At 60.5% G+C, this 15,787-nt stretch carries 19 protein-coding genes and 1 pseudogene; 10 read left to right on the plus strand and 10 right to left on the minus strand.

What is annotated here, in order from left to right; all coding sequences use genetic code 11:
• Nucleotides 1-43: 43 nt before the first annotated feature.
• On the minus strand, nt 44-637 hold the full coding sequence (locus HMPREF3158_RS08955; protein WP_061924658.1) for a hypothetical protein: 594 nt from the start codon (nt 635-637) through the stop codon (nt 44-46).
• A 219-nt stretch (nt 638-856) separates the two neighbouring features.
• Here HMPREF3158_RS08955 and HMPREF3158_RS08960 point away from each other — a divergent pair, with 219 nt between their 5' ends.
• From HMPREF3158_RS08960 to rlmB, 5 genes are all read left to right on the plus strand, one after another.
• On the plus strand, nt 857-1,441 hold the full coding sequence (locus tag HMPREF3158_RS08960) for a CarD family transcriptional regulator (RefSeq protein ID WP_061924655.1): 585 nt from the start codon (nt 857-859) through the stop codon (nt 1,439-1,441).
• The gene (gene ispD / locus HMPREF3158_RS08965; protein WP_062037179.1) at nt 1,413-2,102 is read left to right on the plus strand and encodes a 2-C-methyl-D-erythritol 4-phosphate cytidylyltransferase; all 690 of its coding nucleotides are present in this window, start codon (nt 1,413-1,415) and stop codon (nt 2,100-2,102) included. The genes HMPREF3158_RS08960 and ispD overlap by 29 nt, the downstream gene beginning before the upstream one ends.
• Nucleotides 2,099-2,581 (plus strand): 2-C-methyl-D-erythritol 2,4-cyclodiphosphate synthase, encoded by a 483-nt coding sequence (gene ispF / locus HMPREF3158_RS08970; protein WP_062037182.1) that lies wholly within the window; start codon nt 2,099-2,101, stop codon nt 2,579-2,581. Before ispD ends, ispF begins: the two co-directional genes overlap by 4 nt.
• A 79-nt stretch (nt 2,582-2,660) precedes the next feature.
• Nucleotides 2,661-4,094 (plus strand): cysteine--tRNA ligase, encoded by a 1,434-nt coding sequence (gene cysS / locus HMPREF3158_RS08975; RefSeq protein ID WP_062037184.1) that lies wholly within the window; start codon nt 2,661-2,663, stop codon nt 4,092-4,094.
• Between the two features lie 9 nt (nt 4,095-4,103).
• Nucleotides 4,104-5,051: a 23S rRNA (guanosine(2251)-2'-O)-methyltransferase RlmB gene (gene rlmB, locus HMPREF3158_RS08980; RefSeq protein WP_062037186.1), complete on the plus strand. Its 948-nt coding sequence runs from the start codon at nt 4,104-4,106 to the stop codon at nt 5,049-5,051.
• 462 nt (nt 5,052-5,513) lie between these two features.
• Here the strand turns inward: rlmB and HMPREF3158_RS12805 are convergent.
• Nucleotides 5,514-5,943: pseudogene (locus HMPREF3158_RS12805) on the minus strand (integrase core domain-containing protein); the annotation flags it as partial.
• Here HMPREF3158_RS12805 and HMPREF3158_RS08990 point away from each other — a divergent pair.
• From HMPREF3158_RS08990 to HMPREF3158_RS09000, 3 genes are all read left to right on the plus strand, one after another.
• A complete protein-coding gene (locus HMPREF3158_RS08990; protein WP_145915050.1) occupies nt 5,863-6,153 on the plus strand; it encodes a hypothetical protein in 291 nt (96 codons plus the stop codon). The pseudogene HMPREF3158_RS12805 and the gene HMPREF3158_RS08990 sit on opposite strands and share 81 nt — an antisense overlap.
• 133 nt (nt 6,154-6,286) lie before the next feature.
• The gene (locus HMPREF3158_RS08995) at nt 6,287-6,670 is read left to right on the plus strand and encodes a TetR/AcrR family transcriptional regulator (protein WP_235591244.1); all 384 of its coding nucleotides are present in this window, start codon (nt 6,287-6,289) and stop codon (nt 6,668-6,670) included.
• A gap of 11 nt (nt 6,671-6,681) precedes the next feature.
• A complete protein-coding gene (locus HMPREF3158_RS09000) occupies nt 6,682-7,038 on the plus strand; it encodes a hypothetical protein (RefSeq protein WP_062037194.1) in 357 nt (118 codons plus the stop codon).
• Between the two features lie 168 nt (nt 7,039-7,206).
• Here HMPREF3158_RS09000 and HMPREF3158_RS09005 read toward each other — a convergent pair whose 3' ends face one another.
• Genes HMPREF3158_RS09005 through HMPREF3158_RS09020 form a run of 4 tightly spaced genes read right to left on the minus strand, consistent with a single transcriptional unit; the run spans nt 7,207 to nt 10,607 of the window.
• Entirely contained in the window at nt 7,207-8,007 is an 801-nt protein-coding gene (locus HMPREF3158_RS09005; RefSeq protein WP_070498219.1) for a CE1 family esterase, read from the minus strand.
• Between the two features lie 11 nt (nt 8,008-8,018).
• Entirely contained in the window at nt 8,019-8,975 is a 957-nt protein-coding gene (locus tag HMPREF3158_RS09010) for a metal ABC transporter permease (RefSeq protein ID WP_096337007.1), read from the minus strand.
• On the minus strand, nt 8,953-9,654 hold the full coding sequence (locus tag HMPREF3158_RS09015) for a metal ABC transporter ATP-binding protein (protein WP_070498226.1): 702 nt from the start codon (nt 9,652-9,654) through the stop codon (nt 8,953-8,955). The genes HMPREF3158_RS09010 and HMPREF3158_RS09015 overlap by 23 nt, the downstream gene beginning before the upstream one ends.
• Nucleotides 9,654-10,607 carry a metal ABC transporter solute-binding protein, Zn/Mn family gene (locus HMPREF3158_RS09020; RefSeq protein ID WP_070498229.1) on the minus strand — a complete coding sequence of 318 codons (954 nt, stop codon included), beginning with the start codon at nt 10,605-10,607 and terminating at the stop codon, nt 9,654-9,656. Before HMPREF3158_RS09020 ends, HMPREF3158_RS09015 begins: the two co-directional genes overlap by 1 nt.
• Nucleotides 10,608-10,725: 118 nt before the next feature.
• On the opposite strand from HMPREF3158_RS09020, the gene HMPREF3158_RS09025 reads away from it, so the two are divergent.
• Nucleotides 10,726-11,835, plus strand: coding sequence for a LacI family DNA-binding transcriptional regulator (locus HMPREF3158_RS09025; protein WP_070498232.1), 1,110 nt, complete (start codon nt 10,726-10,728; stop codon nt 11,833-11,835).
• A 115-nt stretch (nt 11,836-11,950) separates the two neighbouring features.
• Here the strand turns inward: HMPREF3158_RS09025 and otsB are convergent, their stop codons facing one another.
• Genes otsB through HMPREF3158_RS09045 form a run of 4 tightly spaced genes read right to left on the minus strand, consistent with a single transcriptional unit; the run spans nt 11,951 to nt 14,995 of the window.
• Nucleotides 11,951-12,697, minus strand: coding sequence for a trehalose-phosphatase (gene otsB / locus HMPREF3158_RS09030; RefSeq protein ID WP_061924620.1), 747 nt, complete (start codon nt 12,695-12,697; stop codon nt 11,951-11,953).
• A 20-nt stretch (nt 12,698-12,717) separates the two neighbouring features.
• Entirely contained in the window at nt 12,718-13,215 is a 498-nt protein-coding gene (locus HMPREF3158_RS09035) for a metal ABC transporter substrate-binding protein (RefSeq protein WP_235591083.1), read from the minus strand.
• Entirely contained in the window at nt 13,212-14,642 is a 1,431-nt protein-coding gene (locus HMPREF3158_RS09040; protein WP_062037213.1) for an alpha,alpha-trehalose-phosphate synthase (UDP-forming), read from the minus strand. The genes HMPREF3158_RS09035 and HMPREF3158_RS09040 overlap by 4 nt, the downstream gene beginning before the upstream one ends.
• Before the next feature lie 5 nt (nt 14,643-14,647).
• On the minus strand, nt 14,648-14,995 hold the full coding sequence (locus tag HMPREF3158_RS09045; protein WP_062037217.1) for a hypothetical protein: 348 nt from the start codon (nt 14,993-14,995) through the stop codon (nt 14,648-14,650).
• Between the two features lie 221 nt (nt 14,996-15,216).
• On the opposite strand from HMPREF3158_RS09045, the gene HMPREF3158_RS09050 reads away from it, so the two are divergent.
• A complete protein-coding gene (locus HMPREF3158_RS09050; protein WP_049063229.1) occupies nt 15,217-15,672 on the plus strand; it encodes a hypothetical protein in 456 nt (151 codons plus the stop codon).
• Nucleotides 15,673-15,787: the final 115 nt, after the last annotated feature.

Genomic DNA, 15,787 nt, shown 5'->3' on the forward strand with positions numbered 1-15,787 from the left:
CGGGGTCGAAGGGCTAATTTAAGGGCTTATTTCACCCGGAGGCTTAGTGGTGAGATGCCTCAGGGGATTCGGTGGTAAAGCCCTCGGTGGACTCAACGTCGCGGTTGTACTCACCGGACTTCAGCGGGGAAGCGGCAACAGCTGCGTCCACCTCGATGGTGCCGTTGTTGAAGGTGAAGGTAACCGGGCGGGAGCCGGCGTAGCCAAAGTCCTCATTCTCGAGGGAGGTCTCGACGTACTGAACGTTCTTGTTCTTCTTGTCCTTCTTCAGCTCTTCCAGGTTCTTGGCGGAATCAGCGATGATGGACTGGTCACGGGCCATCGGCTTCGTGGAGCCCAACTCTACGTCCTGGCCATCGACGGAAACGGACTCCAGGGTGACGTCAGAAACGTCGTAGCCCTGGTTGACGGCAACGAACTTCAGGGAAGTCTCACCGGAATCCGGCTCAACCTGGATAGTGACGTCGCGGACTGCGACAGCGCCGTCCTCGGTAGCAGCGGAGGAACCATCGACAGCCGCAACCTTCTGGGAAGTTTGAGTGATGTGGCCTGCCGAGCAGGAAGCCAGAGCCAGCGCAGACAGGGCGGTTACGGAAATGATGGCACCGCGACGAGCGGCGGTCTTCAAGGGCTGCACTTTGAGGGTCCTCCATAGATTGCGATCACAAAGCTTATCAACGCTTTAGCCTAGTACCTTTCCGCCCCAAGTACACAGTTTCCTCTAAACCCGTTGGGTAGGTGGCGGGGTAATACGGGGGTAGACCATGGGCGTCGACAAGCGCAAAAGCTCTACGTGCTAAACTAGTTGCCCTGTATGCGTGCCGCGCGAGGCACGAACATTAAACAAGGAGTGGGAATGGAATTTAAGGTCGGAGAGGTCGTCGTCTACCCGCACCACGGTGCTGCCAGGATTACTGACATTGAGCAGCGTGAGATGGGCGGCGAGACCCTGGAGTTCCTCGTCCTCCAGATCAACCAGTCTGACCTTGTGGTTCGAGTGCCTTCGAAGAACGCCGAGACCGTCGGTGTGCGTGACGTCGTGGGCAAGGAAGGCCTCGAGCGCGTCTTCTCCGTTTTGCGTGAGCTCGACGTGGAAGAGGCCGGCAACTGGTCCCGCCGTTACAAGGCAAACCAGGAGCGCCTAGCCTCTGGTGACATCAACAAGGTCGCGGAAGTGGTTCGTGACCTGTGGCGCCGTGACCAGGATCGCGGCCTGTCTGCTGGTGAGAAGCGCATGCTTACCAAGGCTCGCCAGATTCTCGTGGGCGAGCTCGCGCTGGCTTCCCCGGTCGATGAAAAGAAGGCCGACACCATGATGGAAGAAATCGATGCCACCATCGAGCGTCACCGCGCTGCCGGCATCGTGGAGGATAAGTCCATCACCACCGATATCGACAACGACATCGATCTCGATGACCTCTCCTTCGACGACGAAGACTAAGGTCTACGGCCTCATCGCGGCCGCAGGCATGGGCACCCGCTTGGGCGCCGAATTGCCGAAGGCTTATGTTGAGCTGGAAGGCCGCACTTTGCTGGAGCGTTCTGCGGCGGCCATGGGGGAGGTCTGTGACGAGCTGATCGTCACCGTCAGCCCCGAGATGGAAGAGCACGCACGCGCCCTGCTGCCCAGCGCTCACTTGGTCCACGGCGGCGGCGAGCGCGCTGACTCCGTATGGGCTGGCCTCCAACACATCCCCGACGATGCCATCGTCCTCATTCACGACGCCGCCCGCGCGCTAACCCCGCCCGAGATGATCGCGCGCGTTGCCGAGGCCGTGCGCAGCGTCCCCGCGGTCGTCCCGGTGGTGCCGGTCGCGGACACCATCAAGGTCGTCGACGAGCACCGCGTCGTATCCACCCCGGACCGTTCAAAGCTGCGCGCGGTCCAAACCCCGCAGGGCTTCCGCGTGGCTAAGCTGCGCGAAGCGAACGAAGCCTATTTCTCAGGCCAGCAAGATTTCGTGGCCACTGACGATGCCAGCTTGATGGAATGGTTTGGCGTCCCCGTCACGACCGTCGAGGGCGACCCACTAGCTTTCAAAATCACCACGCCCATCGATCTCACGCTGGCCACGGCGATTTTAAACAAGGAGCTCTCATGACCCAGCCCATCATCCCGCGCGTAGGCATTGCCACCGACGCCCACCAGATTGAGGAAGGCAAGCCCTGCTGGATTGCTGGGCTGCTTTTCGACGACGCCGATGGCTGCGAGGGCCACTCCGACGGCGACGTGGTCAGCCACGCGCTTGTCGACGCCCTCTTGTCCGCCGCCAACCTCGGTGACTTGGGCTCGTTCGTGGGTGTGGGGCGCAAAGAATACGACAACGTTTCGGGCGAGCGCCTGCTGCGCGAGTGCCGTGAACTGCTTGAAGAAAATGGCTTCGTGATTGGTAACGCCGCAGCTCAGCTGGTGGGACAAACCCCGAAGATGGGCCCGCGCCGCGAAGAGGCCGAGCACGTGCTCAGTGAGATTTTAGGCGCTCCCGTTTCCGTCTCCGCTACCACCACCGACCACCTGGGCTTCACCGGCCGCTCCGAAGGCCGCGCCGCGGTGGCGACGGCGGTGGTCTGGAAGCAGTAATTCCCGGGAAAGGCGCGCGCGGAAGGCGTATCGCTGTGTCTTAAAGCAACTGCAAACAGCCAAGAGCCCATAGCCTAGAATGGTCAGGGTGAGTAACCTACGCATTTATGACACCGCCACCCGTAGCCAACGCGATTTCGTGCCCGTTAAAGAGGGCCACGCCTCGATTTACTTGTGTGGTGCCACCCCGCAGGCACAGCCGCACATCGGCCACCTGCGCTCCGGCGTAGCCTTTGACATTCTGCGCCGCTGGCTCATGGCGCAGGGCCTGGACGTCGCCTTCGTGCGCAACGTCACCGACATCGATGACAAGATTCTCACTAAGGCCGCTGATAATGGCCGCCCCTGGTGGGAGTGGGTTTCCACCTACGAGCGCGAGTTCACCAAGGCCTACAACACCCTGGGCGTCCTGCCGCCATCGGTAGAGCCGCGCGCCACGGGATTCGTTACCCAAATGGTGGACTACATGCAGCGGCTTATCGACGCCGGCTTTGCCTACGCGGTATCTGACGATACCGCGGGGGCAGACGGAGCCGGTTCCGTCTACTTCGACGTCCAAGCCTGGGTCGCGGCCGAAAATTCTGATTACGGCTCCCTGTCCGGCAACCGCGTCGAGGAGATGGAGCAGGGCGAAGACCCAGAGGCTCTCAAGCGTGGAAAGCGCGGGCCGCAGGACTTCGCGCTGTGGAAGGCCGCCAAACCCGGCGAGCCTTCTTGGCCTACCCCGTGGGGCCGTGGACGCCCCGGCTGGCATTTGGAGTGCTCGGCTATGTCCACCTACTACTTGGGCGGCGAATTCGACATTCACTGCGGTGGCCTCGACCTGCAGTTCCCGCACCACGAGAACGAGGTCGCGCAGTCCCATGCCGCCGGCGATAAGTTTGCCAATTACTGGATGCATAACCACTGGGTGACCATGTCCGGCGAGAAGATGTCCAAGTCCTTGGGCAACGTCTTGTCGGTTCCCAACATGCTGGAGCTTGTCCGCCCGGTTGAGCTGCGCTACTATCTGGGCTCCGCGCACTACCGCTCCGTGCTGGAATACTCTGAGGCGGCCCTCACCGAGGCCGCTGCCGGCTACCGCCGTATCGAGGACTTCGTGAACAAGTTCGACGATCTAGCGCTGGGCGAGTGGACCTCGGCCTTCGAGGACGCCATGAACGATGACATCGCCGTTCCGCGCGCTCTGGCCGAGATTCACACCAACGTGCGCGCAGGCAACAAGGCCCTGGGCGCTGGCGATGAAGCTCAGGCACGGCAAATCGCCGAATCGGTCCGCGCCATGGCCGCAGTGCTGGGCTTTGATCCTTTGGCTGAACAGTGGAAAGATGGGGCGTCGACAAGCACTGCGGATACAGCGCTGGACGCACTCGTCCAAGCAGAACTGGAGCGCCGCACCCAAGCCCGCGCGGAGAAGGACTGGGCCACTGCGGACGCCGTCCGCGACCGCCTCGCCGCAGCTGGCATCACCATCACTGACACTGCCGACGGCCCCACCTGGTCGCTGGCCTAAGGAGAATTCATGGCACGTACGCACGGCCGCGGCGGCGCGGGCATCCGCAAGACAAACAAGAAAGGCGCCACTAAGGGCAGTGGCGGCCAGGTAAAGAAGGGCCTTGAGGGCAAGGGCCCAACGCCTAAGGCAGAGGATCGCGTCTACCACGCGAAGCACAAGGCCAAGCTGGAGCGCGAGCGCCGTAACTCGGGCCGCCACCAGAAGGAGACGGCGGAGATGGTCGTCGGCCGTAACCCGGTTGTCGAGTGCCTGCACGCAAAGGTGCCTGCTACCTCGCTGTACGTCGTGCAGGGCACCCGCAACGATGCGCGCCTGTCGGAGGCCGTGGCCATTGCGAATTCCCGCAACATTCCTATCCTTGAGATTCAGCGTCACGAGATGGATCGCATGACCGGCAACGGTATGCACCAGGGCATTGGCCTGCAGATTCCGCCTTATAAGTACGCCGATTTCCATGACCTGATGGACCGCGCGAAGGACGCTGGCGAGCCTGGCATGTTTGTCATTCTGGATAACATCACCGACCCGCGTAACTTGGGCGCGGTTATCCGCTCCGTTGCGGCGTTCGGCGGCCACGGCGTCATCATTCCGGAGCGCCGTTCGGCTTCGGTTACGGCGGTGGCTTGGCGTACCTCTGCTGGTACCGCAGCTCGCCTGCCCGTCGCGCGCGTGACTAACGTGACCCGCACCGTGCAGGAATTCCAGAAAGCCGGTTACCAGGTCGTTGGCCTGGACGCCGGCGGCGAGCACACGCTCGACACCTATGCGGGTGGCAAGGATCCCGTGGTCATCGTCATCGGCTCTGAGGGAAAGGGCATCTCCCGCTTGGTCCGCGAGAACTGCGATGTCATCATGTCCATCCCGATGACCGCCTGGGTTGAGTCCTTAAACGCATCCGTTGCTGCGGGTGCAGTGCTTTCGGAGTTTGCTCGGCAGCGTCGCGCTGCGAAGTAACACGTAAATTGGAAGGCGTCGCGTTGTGCGGCGCCTTTTTGCTGTTTTACTCGGCCTGGTTTTAGCTTTTGGGCAGGGCTAAGTAGCAAAATGTGTGTCCGCTACGGCGTGTCGTGGGTACGTATCTCCAGGTATAAAGCCTCCTAGGGGCTACGTGGCTTCCATCATTGTGAGCACAAGGTGTGCGCCTCGGACATCGCACATACCAGTTTGTGTGCGCCTCGTTTGAGGCGTCGTAGAGGGCCGGTATGAAGCCTTTAAGCGTTCTACCTGCAATGCGCTGCAGGTAGCTAATCTAAACCGTTGCATTCCGCTCTGATGAACCCCCGCGACAATGAAGTTGTATTCACGGCTTCTAAGAGTCGGATGCTGTGGACTACCACAGACTCACATCGAAAGCGGTATTTCGCTATCTAACCTGGCTTATTTTGAAGCGTCCTGGGTTTAGTTCCGCTTCTTTTACTACCCCGTACTGACGGGCTGGGTGAGATAGTACTCGATTTCTACCTCCTGCGGGGTGGCGTAGTCCAATGCTTCGTGAAGGCGCTTGGTGTTCCACCAATGCACCCACCGCAAGGTGGCCAGTTCGACTTCCCCACCGATGTCCACGGGCCGTGGGCGTGAATGAGTTCAGCTTTGTAAAGCCCGTTGACTGTCTCGGCGAGAGCGTTGTCATAAGAATCTCCGACCGTTCCGACGCTCGGCCGGATTCCGCTAGTGCGGTGGAATACTTCAGTGACATGTACTGGCTGCCTCAATCGCTATGGTGAATCAGCTGGTTTCCATGGATTCGTCCTGCAGTCGTTAACGCATGTTCCAATGCCTCCATGGGCAGCGTATCGGTACGCATCGTCGAGCGTGTAGCAACACCAACGAGCCATCTGCCGACGACATGGCTGCGGCCTTCTTCGCTAGCTCGAGCCGCGGCGCAAAGATTATTGCTCCAATCCTGGCTGTCATCGCAGTCCTTGGCGGTGCTGCCTACGACCTCATCCCCACCATCAACCGCGTCTTTAGTCTCAACATCCCCGCAGCCACAGCTGCCAAAGATTCCGGGCCTGAACTAGTCCCCGTTCGCCCTCTGTCCCTCGTCTCACATTGAGGCGGGGATTTTCTGTTACGTTGGCACATTTCGCGGCGGCCTCTATTTGTTAGAAACGTCGCTTGAATGATTCGGCTTCGCTGTGTGGCCAACAGCGATCTAGTTATGGACAAACCGTTCTGGAATGAGTAGTATGAAACTCATGGGGCGGCCTCGTAAATTTAATGAAAGAGAAGTTCTTGCCGGCGCGATCACGTTATTTGGCACGAGCGGATTCACTGCAGTCTCCGTGGATGATGTGGTGAATCAGCTGGGACTTAACCGGTCCAGTTTCTACAACCTCTTCGGCTCGAAACATGGACTGTTTCGTGCAGCAGCTGAAACGGTGTGCGCTGAAGCTGAAGGCGGCCGACTGTCGGATGCTGCAAAGGACTTCGTGGTGGTGGCACTGGTTGAGGTGGCGCCAGTCAGTAAGGATTTACGCGAGCTTATCCAGCGGGCTTATGAACTGTGCTTCACCGGCCCGGAATCGCTAGGACAGCATGTGCTGGCCCGTGCACAAGGACGCAAACACTAAGGAGAGCCATTATGAACAACAAACTCACTCTGACAGATACAGAGCTCATCATCGAACCACTCGGGCTAGACAAGCTTTGGTCTCTGACCGGCAGCATCACGGTTCCGTGGGAGCATGTGCGAGGCGCTACCCATGACCCGGGCATGAAGCACGAGCCTAAAGGTCTTCGCGCGCCAGGGCTGCGCAGCGGACAGAAGCTAGCGGGCACCTTCCACACGGGTGGCGGCCGACAATTCTGGAACATCAGCGGCTATGAGAATGCCGTTGTCATCGAGCTTAAAGACGAGCATTTCGATCGGCTCATCGTGTCCTTGAATAATCCGACTGAATGTGCAACGCGCATCAATGAAAAGGCTCAGGCTGTCTGAACCCGCCACGAATTGTCGTCCACTATTTACCATGAATGACACGTTTAGGTTGAAAGGATCTTGGTTCCGGAGTTGAAGTGTTCCAAGTCTTGTCCCATCTATCCAGACGGAACAGAATCTGGGACACTTCACTTACCTGAGGTAGGAACTAAGCCCAGGACGCTTCAGCTATAAGCCGAAGAAGTCCTCCACCACCTGGGCCGCGATGAAGCTATCGGTATTCGGGCCCAAGCGCGCGTCGAGCTCGTTGCCCGAGGGGATGACGTGGCCCACGCCTTCCATGGTCCACAGTTCGACGGGGTTGTCACCTTCCCAGGAATCCAAAGACACATCAGAAAACGGGCGGGTTACCTTGGCCTTAGAGCAACCGTTCATCGTGGCGAAGTGCTGCGCAGTCCACAACGCGGAAGTAACCTCGCCGCGGGAGCTATTCGCGAGGCCAGCCTGGCCGCCTTCATAAGGTGCTAACGGGTCCGCCGTGCCATGCATCATGAGGATTGGGGTGGGCTTATAGCCCTCGGGATTAGACGGCGCATGGTTAGCGCCGCTGCCCATCGTCGAGGCGAAGATGCAAGCGCCGTTGAGGAAGCCGGGGGCGTCGAAAAGCAGGCGAATTACCATCTGCCCACCGTTGGAATAACCGCATGCGAAGGTGCGCTGCGTGCCGTATTCCTCCTGTACGGTGGCGGCGACGTGTTGGAGAAAGGCGACATCGTCAATGCCAAGCTCACGGGTCTTGACCGGAAGCACCGCGCGGGCGTCGTTGAAGTGCCTGTCCACGCCGTCGGGGTAGACAACCACCGTGCCCGTGCGGGCGGCGAGCTCGTCGAAAGTACCGTTTGTAAAGCGCCGCATCACGCTGCCATTTTGCAGCGAACCGTGGAGGAAAAGCAGCAGGTTCGGGCCGGGATTTTCCGGCGCGACGACGGAGTACTTACGCTTGAATCCCTGAAATTCCACGATGGTCATGGAACAAAAGTTTAGTCGGGGTGAGCGCAGGTTTCGTCGTGCGTGCTGGTGTGGTGCTTTTCCGAATCGCTGCGGCCCTCGAAGTGAGCTTTGGTGACGCGGGCGGCGGCGATGTCGTCGCGCACGGCACGGCGGTTGCGCAGCCAGCCGATGAGACGGCAAACCAGGTAAATGACAAAAGAAATCGTGGTCACGAAGACCGAGACCGGCAAGCCTGGTGCTAGCGAGAGGATAAGGCCACCCACGGCGGCGACCTCGGCGAAAAGCGTGGACCACAGCACCGCGCGCACCGGCGAGGAGGTGATCTGCACTGCCGCTGCGCCCGGTGTAATCAGCAGCGCCATGACCAACAGCGAACCGACAATCTGCACCGACTGCGCCGCGGTAAGGCCCACCAGAATGGCAAAGCCTACGGAGATAGCGCGCACCGGTACGCCGGCTGCCTGCGCCATGACCGGGTCGGCGGAAGCGAAAAGCAGCGGGCGCCAGAAGAGCAACACGACGCCCACGATGATGACGGTAGTCAGCGCCAGCAGCCACACCGAGGCCGCGGAAACACCCACGATCTGGCCGGTCAGCAGGGTCATCGCCGTATTGGAATTGCCCGGATAGAGATGCAAAAACAGCACCGATAGACCAAGGCCAAAGCTCATCACCACGCCAATCGCGCTGTCTTGCTGGCCTTTCAACCCCAACACCGCGAGGATGATGGCGGCTACGATGGCGCCCGCGATGGCACCAAAGCCTAAGTTAAATCCGAAGAGCAGGGCCGCCGAAGCGCCCATCAGGGCGAGCTCAGACGTCGCGTGCACCGAAAAGGACATTTGGCGCAGCACGATGAGTGAGGTCATCACACCAGAGAGGATGCCCAGCAGCGCGCAGGCCCACAGGGAAGACTGCACGAAATCGACGCCGAGCAGATACTGGGTGTCTTCGAAAAACTTATTAGACAACGATGAGTCTCCCATCGACCTCGATGACGTTGACCTTGGAACCGTACAGCTCAGACAAGACATCCGAGCGCATCACCTCATCCACAGCGCCAAACATGTGGCCATGCGGGGCGATGTAGAGCACCTTGTCCACCACGCCTAGCACCGGGTTGATGCCGTGTGTCACGAACAACACGGAGGTGCCGCGTTCTTTGCGCCAGCGGTCGAGCTTTTCCACGGTCGCTTGCTGGCGGGCAGGATCGAGCGAGAGTAATGGTTCGTCGGCAAGGATGAGCTGCGGGTCATCGGCCAGCGCCTGGGCCTGCCGGATGAGCTGTTGCTGACCGCCCGAAAGCTGCCCCACGCGGCGCTCGGCGATGCCGGTGGCACCCACCTCGGCGAGGAGTTCGTTGACGCGGGCGCGGGAGGGGCGTCGCTTAGCGATGGCCCCGTGTGCCAACGACAGTGAGACCAAATCCCGAGCGCGCATGGGAAGATCCTGCGGAAACATGCGCTGCTGCGGAATGAAGCCAACCCGCGAATTGACGTCCACGCGCCCCCCGGTGAGCTGGCGCGTGCCCAGGATGGTGCCCAGCAAGGTGGACTTGCCCACGCCGTTTGGCCCCAAGACGGCGATGAATTCGCTCTTGTCGACGCCCAGGTTGAGCCCCGACCACAGCGGCTCCACGGCCGCTTCATGAAATTGAACCAGCACTAAGCTGCCTCGAGGTGATCCACGGCCTGCTCGTAGTAGTCGAGGAAGTTCGTGCCCTCTGGTGGGGTCTCGCCGATTTCCACGATAGGGATGTGGCGCTCCTCGGCTGCCTTGTGGATGCGCGAGGAGATATCGGTCTCGGTCTGTGGGTTATAAATCAGCAGATCGACCTTGTCTTCCTTGATGGCCTCTAGGAAGCGTGCGAGGTCGGCGGCAGTCGGCTCGCCCTCAGACACGGTGGCTTTGCGGAAGCCCTCCGGCGTCACGTCCAAGGCAAGGGTGTACTTCATGATGTAGTCCGCAATCGGCTCGGTCTGCGCATAGTTGAGCTTCGGCAGCTTCTCGACACGCGCCTTAATGTCCTCGACGCGCTCCAACAGCGGGTCTGCAGATGCCTTGGCCTCTGGGTTGGCCTCATTGACTAGGTCGGCGACCTCGGTGGCCACTTTCTCGATGGCGGCAGCGTCGTACCAGACGTGCTCGTTGCCCTCGATGTTGGTGACCTTGGAGGGCTCCTTCTTGGCGATGTCCTTGGCCTCTGCCGCGGTGACGACGTCCGGCTCTTCGTCGAGCTTGCCGTGGTCGGTCAGAGGGAGGGCGTGGATGATCTCGTCCTGGTTCTTTACTGCCTGGTACAGCCAGGAATCGTATCCGCCTCCGCCGACGATGAGGACGTCGGCTTCGTTGGCCTTAGCGATGTCTGCCGCGGTGGGCTCGAAGTGGTGCGGGTCGACGCCGTTGCCCTTGACGATTGGCTCGACCTCAATCTTGACGTCTTGCCTCTGTGCGGAGTCGATGACTTCCTGGGCCACATCTGCCCAGATGGAGGTGGAGGCGACGACCTTGATGGTGTCCTCGTCGGCGCTATCGGTACTGGAGCAACCGGCCAGGGTGAGGCTGGCTGCACACAGGAGAGCGGCGGGCGCAGCCAGGGATTTAAGGGAAAAACTCATGCCCTCTAGTTTGCGTTTGTTGAAAATTGTTGTCAAATGGAAATGTATTGAAAATCCGCTCGCTAAAGACCTTGCCTGAAACGCGAAACGCAGAGGTGAACAGGGTAGGGTAGCCAGCATGGTAAAACGCAGCCAGAATCGGAAAACGCTAGCCTCGCTGGCTGCTGAATTGGGTGTTTCGCGTACCACCGTTTCCAATGCATATAATCGCCCAGACCAGCTGGCCCCAGCCACGCGCGAGCGCATTCTCTCCGCGGCCGCAGCCCACGGCTACACGGGCCCCGACCCCACCGCGCGCAGCCTGCGCACTCGCCGCGCGGGCTCCACGGGGGTCCTCCTGACCGAGCACTTGTCCTACGCCTTCGAGGACGCCGCCTCCGTTGATTTTCTAGCCGGCATGGCAGAGGCATCCACGGGTGCCGCGACCACCCTAACTCTGATTCCCGCAGGGCCCGACGCCCCTTCCGACGACGCTGCCGCCCTCCTCACCCGCGCCGCCGTGGATGGCTTCGTTATCTACTCGGTCTCGTCCGAATCCGTGGAAGCGGCGCGAACGCGTGGTCTTCCGCTGGTGGTCTGCGATCAGCCCAAGGACTCTGGCCTTCCCTTCGTGGGCATCGATGACCGCGAGGCAATCAAGCCCGCCGCCCGCGCGTTGCTCGCGGCCGGCCACCGCCGCATTGGCATCCTGTGCATTCGCCTCCACCACGAGCGCATCGATGGTTTCGTAAGCCCGGAGCAGGTCGAACGCGCAGACATGCACGTCCAGCGCGACCGCGTGCTGGGCGCTCTCGATGTATTTGCGCAGGCAGGCATTGGCGAGATTCCCATTGTCACCCGCCACATCAACGATGCAAGCACCGCGCGTTCCGCGGCCACCGAGCTTTTCAGCACCCACCCGGAGCTGACCGCCGTGCTGTGCACCACCGACTCGATGGCGCTCGGCGTGCTCGGCGTCTTGCGCGATGCTGGCCTCGCGGCACCGAAAGACCTCTCCGTGACGGGGTTTGACGGCATCACCACCGCCTTGCTGGCGGGGCTTACTACCGTGGTCCAGCCGAATAAAGCCAAAGGCGCGGCGGCAGGCCACATGTTGGCCGAGCATATCGACGCCGCGCTTTCCGAGACCGCCCCAGCGCACGACCACAAGCTGCTGCCCACCCGCTTCAACGAGGGGACCACGGTGGGCTCGCCGCGCGAGCAGCATTTATTGGATTGGCGGCTCTAGTCGGCACACTTTGCCAAATATTGCGCCAAAACTTGCCGAAATCAGCGCCTTATTTGGCAAAATGTACCGCGCTTGCCCCGTTTACCGCGCTTGCCCCGTTTACCGCGCATCACGCTTAAGCGCCGAGGTGAACCGCGCGGGCCGCAGCGAGCTCCTCCAAGAAATCAGACACAGCCGCAATATCCGGAACGCGGTGTGCGGCTAGCGTCTCGCCCTCGCCAACCTTCACGCCCAGGTCTGGCGGCTGATTCAAAACCGCGAATCCGTCTTCATCGGTGACGTCATCTCCCAGGAAGACGGTGGCGGTGGCGCCGACGCGCTCGCGCAGCTCGGAAATCCATGAGCCCTTCGTGGCCTGGGTAGCGGAGAACTCGATGACAGATTTGCCGGCAGTCATGGGGAAACCGGCTGGGTCGAGTGCGCGGCCAGCAGCGTAGGCCTCGGCGGCTAGCTCTGGGTCTGTAAGCTCCAAGCGGCGCAGGTGGAACACGCGCTGGAAAGGCTTAATCTCAATTTCCGCGCCAGGAAAGCGCTCCATCAGCTCACGGATTTCTGCTTCCTTGCGGTCCAAGTGCGCCTGGGCTTCCGGCGAAAGGGAAGAGTCCTGCCACGAGGACTCCGCGCCGTGGGAGCCGCCCAACAGAACCGGCTCGCGCAGCGGGAAGACGCGCTTTAGCCCTTCCAGGTGGCGCCCAGAAAGCGCCGCTACCGTGGTATCCGGCAGCTTCGCCAGACGCTCCAGGGCAGCCAACGACCGCGGCTCGGCGTGAACCGCATAGATGTCATTGGCAAAACCGGCGAGGGTGCCATCAAAGTCAGAAACTACGGCCAGATGCTTGGTTGCTGCGAGCTTTTCAATCATGCCCTCATCCTAAAACAGCCCTAAAGCGAGACCATGCGAATAGCGGGGGAGTCCACCTCGGCGGTATCCAGAGTCAGAACCAGCTGATTATTCGGGTTTAGCCGAACCTCAAAATCATGGTCTTCCGCCAGCAGATTGCGTAGCAGATTATCCGCCCATAGTGCCGAGCCGGTGCAATCGTCGGGACGGGTATCCATTCGCACCTTATCGATGTGCATGGTGTCCGCGTCGCGGATATTGGCGGCATCCTCGGCCTCGCTGTAGGAGACCTTGGCTTGGAACGGCGCACAGCCAGTAGAGCCCACAATGGAGGATTCGCCGAAGCTCATTTGTGGCACCGCCTTAGCGGTCTGCGGAATCGCAGAAGGCTCATCCGGCTTGGTGTAGATAGCCACTACTTGCCAGTCCTTGCCCACGATTCTCTCGTCACCGCGTGGCTGCGGCCCTGAATCCTCGGAGCCGCAGGCGCTAAGTGTCATTGATGCGGCGAGAAGTGCCGCTGTAATTACTCGCTTCACTTGTTCTTCGCTGCTTTCTCTAGGGCGCTCAAAAAGGCGCGCGACCATACATCCACGTCGTGTTGGACCACCTGTGCGTGCAGGTCGAGCATGTGCTGGCGCATGGTGTCGGGTGAATCATCAAGCGCCTTCAATGCGCTGAGCAGGGCGCGTTTGATGGACTCTATGTCGAAAGGGTTGCATAGGTTGGCCTGCTTGAGCTCCGCGGCGGCGCCGGCAAACTCGGAGAGCACCAATGCACCGCGGCCGTCGTCGTGGCAGGCCACATACTCCTTGGCCACCAGGTTCATGCCGTCTTTGAAGGGGGTGACCAGCATGACGTCGGCAAGCCGGTAGTACTTGCGTAGCATGTCCTTGTCCACTGCGCGGTGCACGTAGTGGACCACTGGCCGCCCAATCTGGCCGAAGCGCCCATTGATGCGGCCTACGGCTTCCTCGACCTGCGAGCGGGTCACGCGGTAATGGTCGATGCGCTCGCGCGAAGGCGTGGCAATTTGTACCAGCGTAACCTCGCTCGGATCCAGCGCCTGCGACTCCAGCAGCTCCTCGAAAGCTTTGAGACGCTGCAGGATTCCCTTGGTGTAGTCCAGCCTATCGACGCCCAAGATGACGCGGTGGTGGCCGCCGAATTCCGCACGCAGCTTGGCGACGTCGCGGTCCTCCGCCTTACTGAACCGCGTCATGTCGGAGGACTTGATGGAGATCGGGAACGCGCCCACGCCAACGGTGCGGCCATCGACCTTGATGCCGGCAGTGATGTCGCGGGTGCTGACCTCGCCCGTGACCTCTAAGCCGAGTCGAGTGGCCAGCTCTAAGAAGTTACGGGCATTGGATTCGAGGTGGAATCCGATGACATCGGCGCCCATCAACCCGCGGACGACCTCTTCGCGCCATGGCAGTTGCAGGAAGAGATCTGCGGAAGGGAATGGAATATGCAGGAAGAAGCCGATGGTGAGATCGGGGCGTAGTTGGCGCAGAATGCCTGGCAGCAGCTGCAGCTGATAGTCCTGTACCCACACCGTGGCGTTGGGCGCTGCGACCTTTGCTACTTCCTCGGCAAAGCGCAGGTTGACCTCGCGATAGGAGTACCACCACTCGCGCTTGTACTGCGGGGTGACGATGAGGTCGTGGTAGAGCGGCCACAGGGTGGCGTTGGAAAAGCCTTCGTAGAAGCCCTCATAATCCACGTCGGTTAGCTTGACCGGGTGCAGCAGCACACCGTTTTCGGTGTGGGAAGGTTCCGGGGCGTCGTTTGTGATGCCTGGCCAGCCCACCCAGCAGCCTTGCTCGGCCTCCAGCACTGGCGACAAAGCAGTAACCAAGCCGCCAGGCGAGGCCTTCCAGGTGCGGGTGCCGTCCGGTTGGATCTCCAGATCCACGGGGAGGCGGTTGGCCACCACCACGAAGGAATTGTCGTGGCCAGACATTGTTCTTAGGCCTTCTTCGTGGTCTTCTTAGAAGCCTTCTTGGCGGTCTTCTTCGTGGACTTCTTGGTCGACTTCTTCGTTGCCTTCTTGGTGGTCTTCTTCGAAGATTTCTTGGTTGCCTTCTTCGAGGACTTCTTAGAGGTCTTCTTTGGCGCAGCGTCTTCCTGCTCTGCAAGGACCTTCTTGTGTACCAAGCCATCTGGCTCGACGCCGAGCATGGACATCAAGGTCACGCCATCGAGGAAGTCCTCAGCATAAGTAGCGACGATGCGGCGCGCAGCGCGGGCGGTCTCCTCCTCGACTGCATTGTTCTGGTCTGCAGCGGGCTGAGTGTCAGTGACCTTTGGTGGCACGAAGTCCTCCTGAACGAGTTGTGAAAGCTTTCAGACCGCATATTCTACGCCATGCGGCCGTGCGGTGCGGATTCGGGGCTATGTGCGCAGAGATCTATTTTGTGGGCCTGGGTTATGGCGCCGGGCACGGCGAGGATTTCGCCCTAACTGCCAAATCGGTGCCGTGCAGGGAAGGCGAGTTCAGGTGGTGAATGCATCTATACAGCTAGGAGGTTGTGTAGATGTCAAGTGATAAGAGGCTGTGTGAGCGGTACGTGGAGGCGTATCTGCATGATGCGCGTCCGATGTCGGTGATCCTGAAGGAGTTGGGGGTCTCGAAGGCTACGGCGAAGGTGTGGCGTCAGGCTGAGGGCCTTAGCCGTGGTCAGCGTCAGCGGAGTCTGACTGAGAATAAATTCAAAGATCAGTACCAAAAGGTCGTTGCTCTTGTAGAAAGCGGCCAGTCTGCGCATAGCGCACTGAAAGAGACTGGTTTCCCACAGACTGCTTACCGATACCTTGCCCAAGACGGTATCGAACTCGCTAATACCAGTCGCGGTGGAGCCATACAACGCGAGCGGGATCGCATCGCTAAAGCTTTGAAACTTGTTGACGCTGGAAAAAGCTATAAACAGGCTGGCCAGGTGGTTGATCGCTGCGGGGCCCGACCCCCGGAAAGTGGACACATCGGGGGCTAGCTATGCTGCTGTGGTCAGTATAGCCGAAGTCTCGGCTTCAAAGACATCAGGAGCTACGAGATTGCACCAGGAGTGCCGCCTGCGCGTGTTGTAGCGCATGCACCACCGGAAGACC

This window comes from Corynebacterium sp. HMSC06G04 (assembly GCF_001807365.1).
Taxonomy (GTDB): Bacteria; Actinomycetota; Actinomycetes; order Mycobacteriales; family Mycobacteriaceae; genus Corynebacterium; species Corynebacterium simulans.

What these genes read in the sequence shown, in the direction of transcription:
- HMPREF3158_RS08960 (WP_061924655.1), top strand. Translation starts at nt 857, where the DNA reads ATGGAATTTAAGGTCGGAGAGGTCGTCGTCTACCCGCACCACGGTGCT.
- ispD (WP_062037179.1), top strand. Translation starts at nt 1,413, where the DNA reads ATGACCTCTCCTTCGACGACGAAGACTAAGGTCTACGGCCTCATCGCG.
- ispF (WP_062037182.1), top strand. Translation starts at nt 2,099, where the DNA reads ATGACCCAGCCCATCATCCCGCGCGTAGGCATTGCCACCGACGCCCAC.
- cysS (WP_062037184.1), top strand. Translation starts at nt 2,661, where the DNA reads ATGGTCAGGGTGAGTAACCTACGCATTTATGACACCGCCACCCGTAGC.
- rlmB (WP_062037186.1), top strand. Translation starts at nt 4,104, where the DNA reads ATGGCACGTACGCACGGCCGCGGCGGCGCGGGCATCCGCAAGACAAAC.
- HMPREF3158_RS08990 (WP_145915050.1), top strand. Translation starts at nt 5,863, where the DNA reads ATGTTCCAATGCCTCCATGGGCAGCGTATCGGTACGCATCGTCGAGCG.
- HMPREF3158_RS08995 (WP_235591244.1), top strand. Translation starts at nt 6,287, where the DNA reads ATGAAACTCATGGGGCGGCCTCGTAAATTTAATGAAAGAGAAGTTCTT.
- HMPREF3158_RS09000 (WP_062037194.1), top strand. Translation starts at nt 6,682, where the DNA reads ATGAACAACAAACTCACTCTGACAGATACAGAGCTCATCATCGAACCA.
- HMPREF3158_RS09005 (WP_070498219.1), bottom strand. Translation starts at nt 8,007, where the DNA reads ATGACCATCGTGGAATTTCAGGGATTCAAGCGTAAGTACTCCGTCGTC.
- HMPREF3158_RS09010 (WP_096337007.1), bottom strand. Translation starts at nt 8,975, where the DNA reads ATGGGAGACTCATCGTTGTCTAATAAGTTTTTCGAAGACACCCAGTAT.
- HMPREF3158_RS09020 (WP_070498229.1), bottom strand. Translation starts at nt 10,607, where the DNA reads ATGAGTTTTTCCCTTAAATCCCTGGCTGCGCCCGCCGCTCTCCTGTGT.
- HMPREF3158_RS09025 (WP_070498232.1), top strand. Translation starts at nt 10,726, where the DNA reads ATGGTAAAACGCAGCCAGAATCGGAAAACGCTAGCCTCGCTGGCTGCT.
- otsB (WP_061924620.1), bottom strand. Translation starts at nt 12,697, where the DNA reads ATGATTGAAAAGCTCGCAGCAACCAAGCATCTGGCCGTAGTTTCTGAC.
- HMPREF3158_RS09040 (WP_062037213.1), bottom strand. Translation starts at nt 14,642, where the DNA reads ATGTCTGGCCACGACAATTCCTTCGTGGTGGTGGCCAACCGCCTCCCC.
- HMPREF3158_RS09050 (WP_049063229.1), top strand. Translation starts at nt 15,217, where the DNA reads ATGTCAAGTGATAAGAGGCTGTGTGAGCGGTACGTGGAGGCGTATCTG.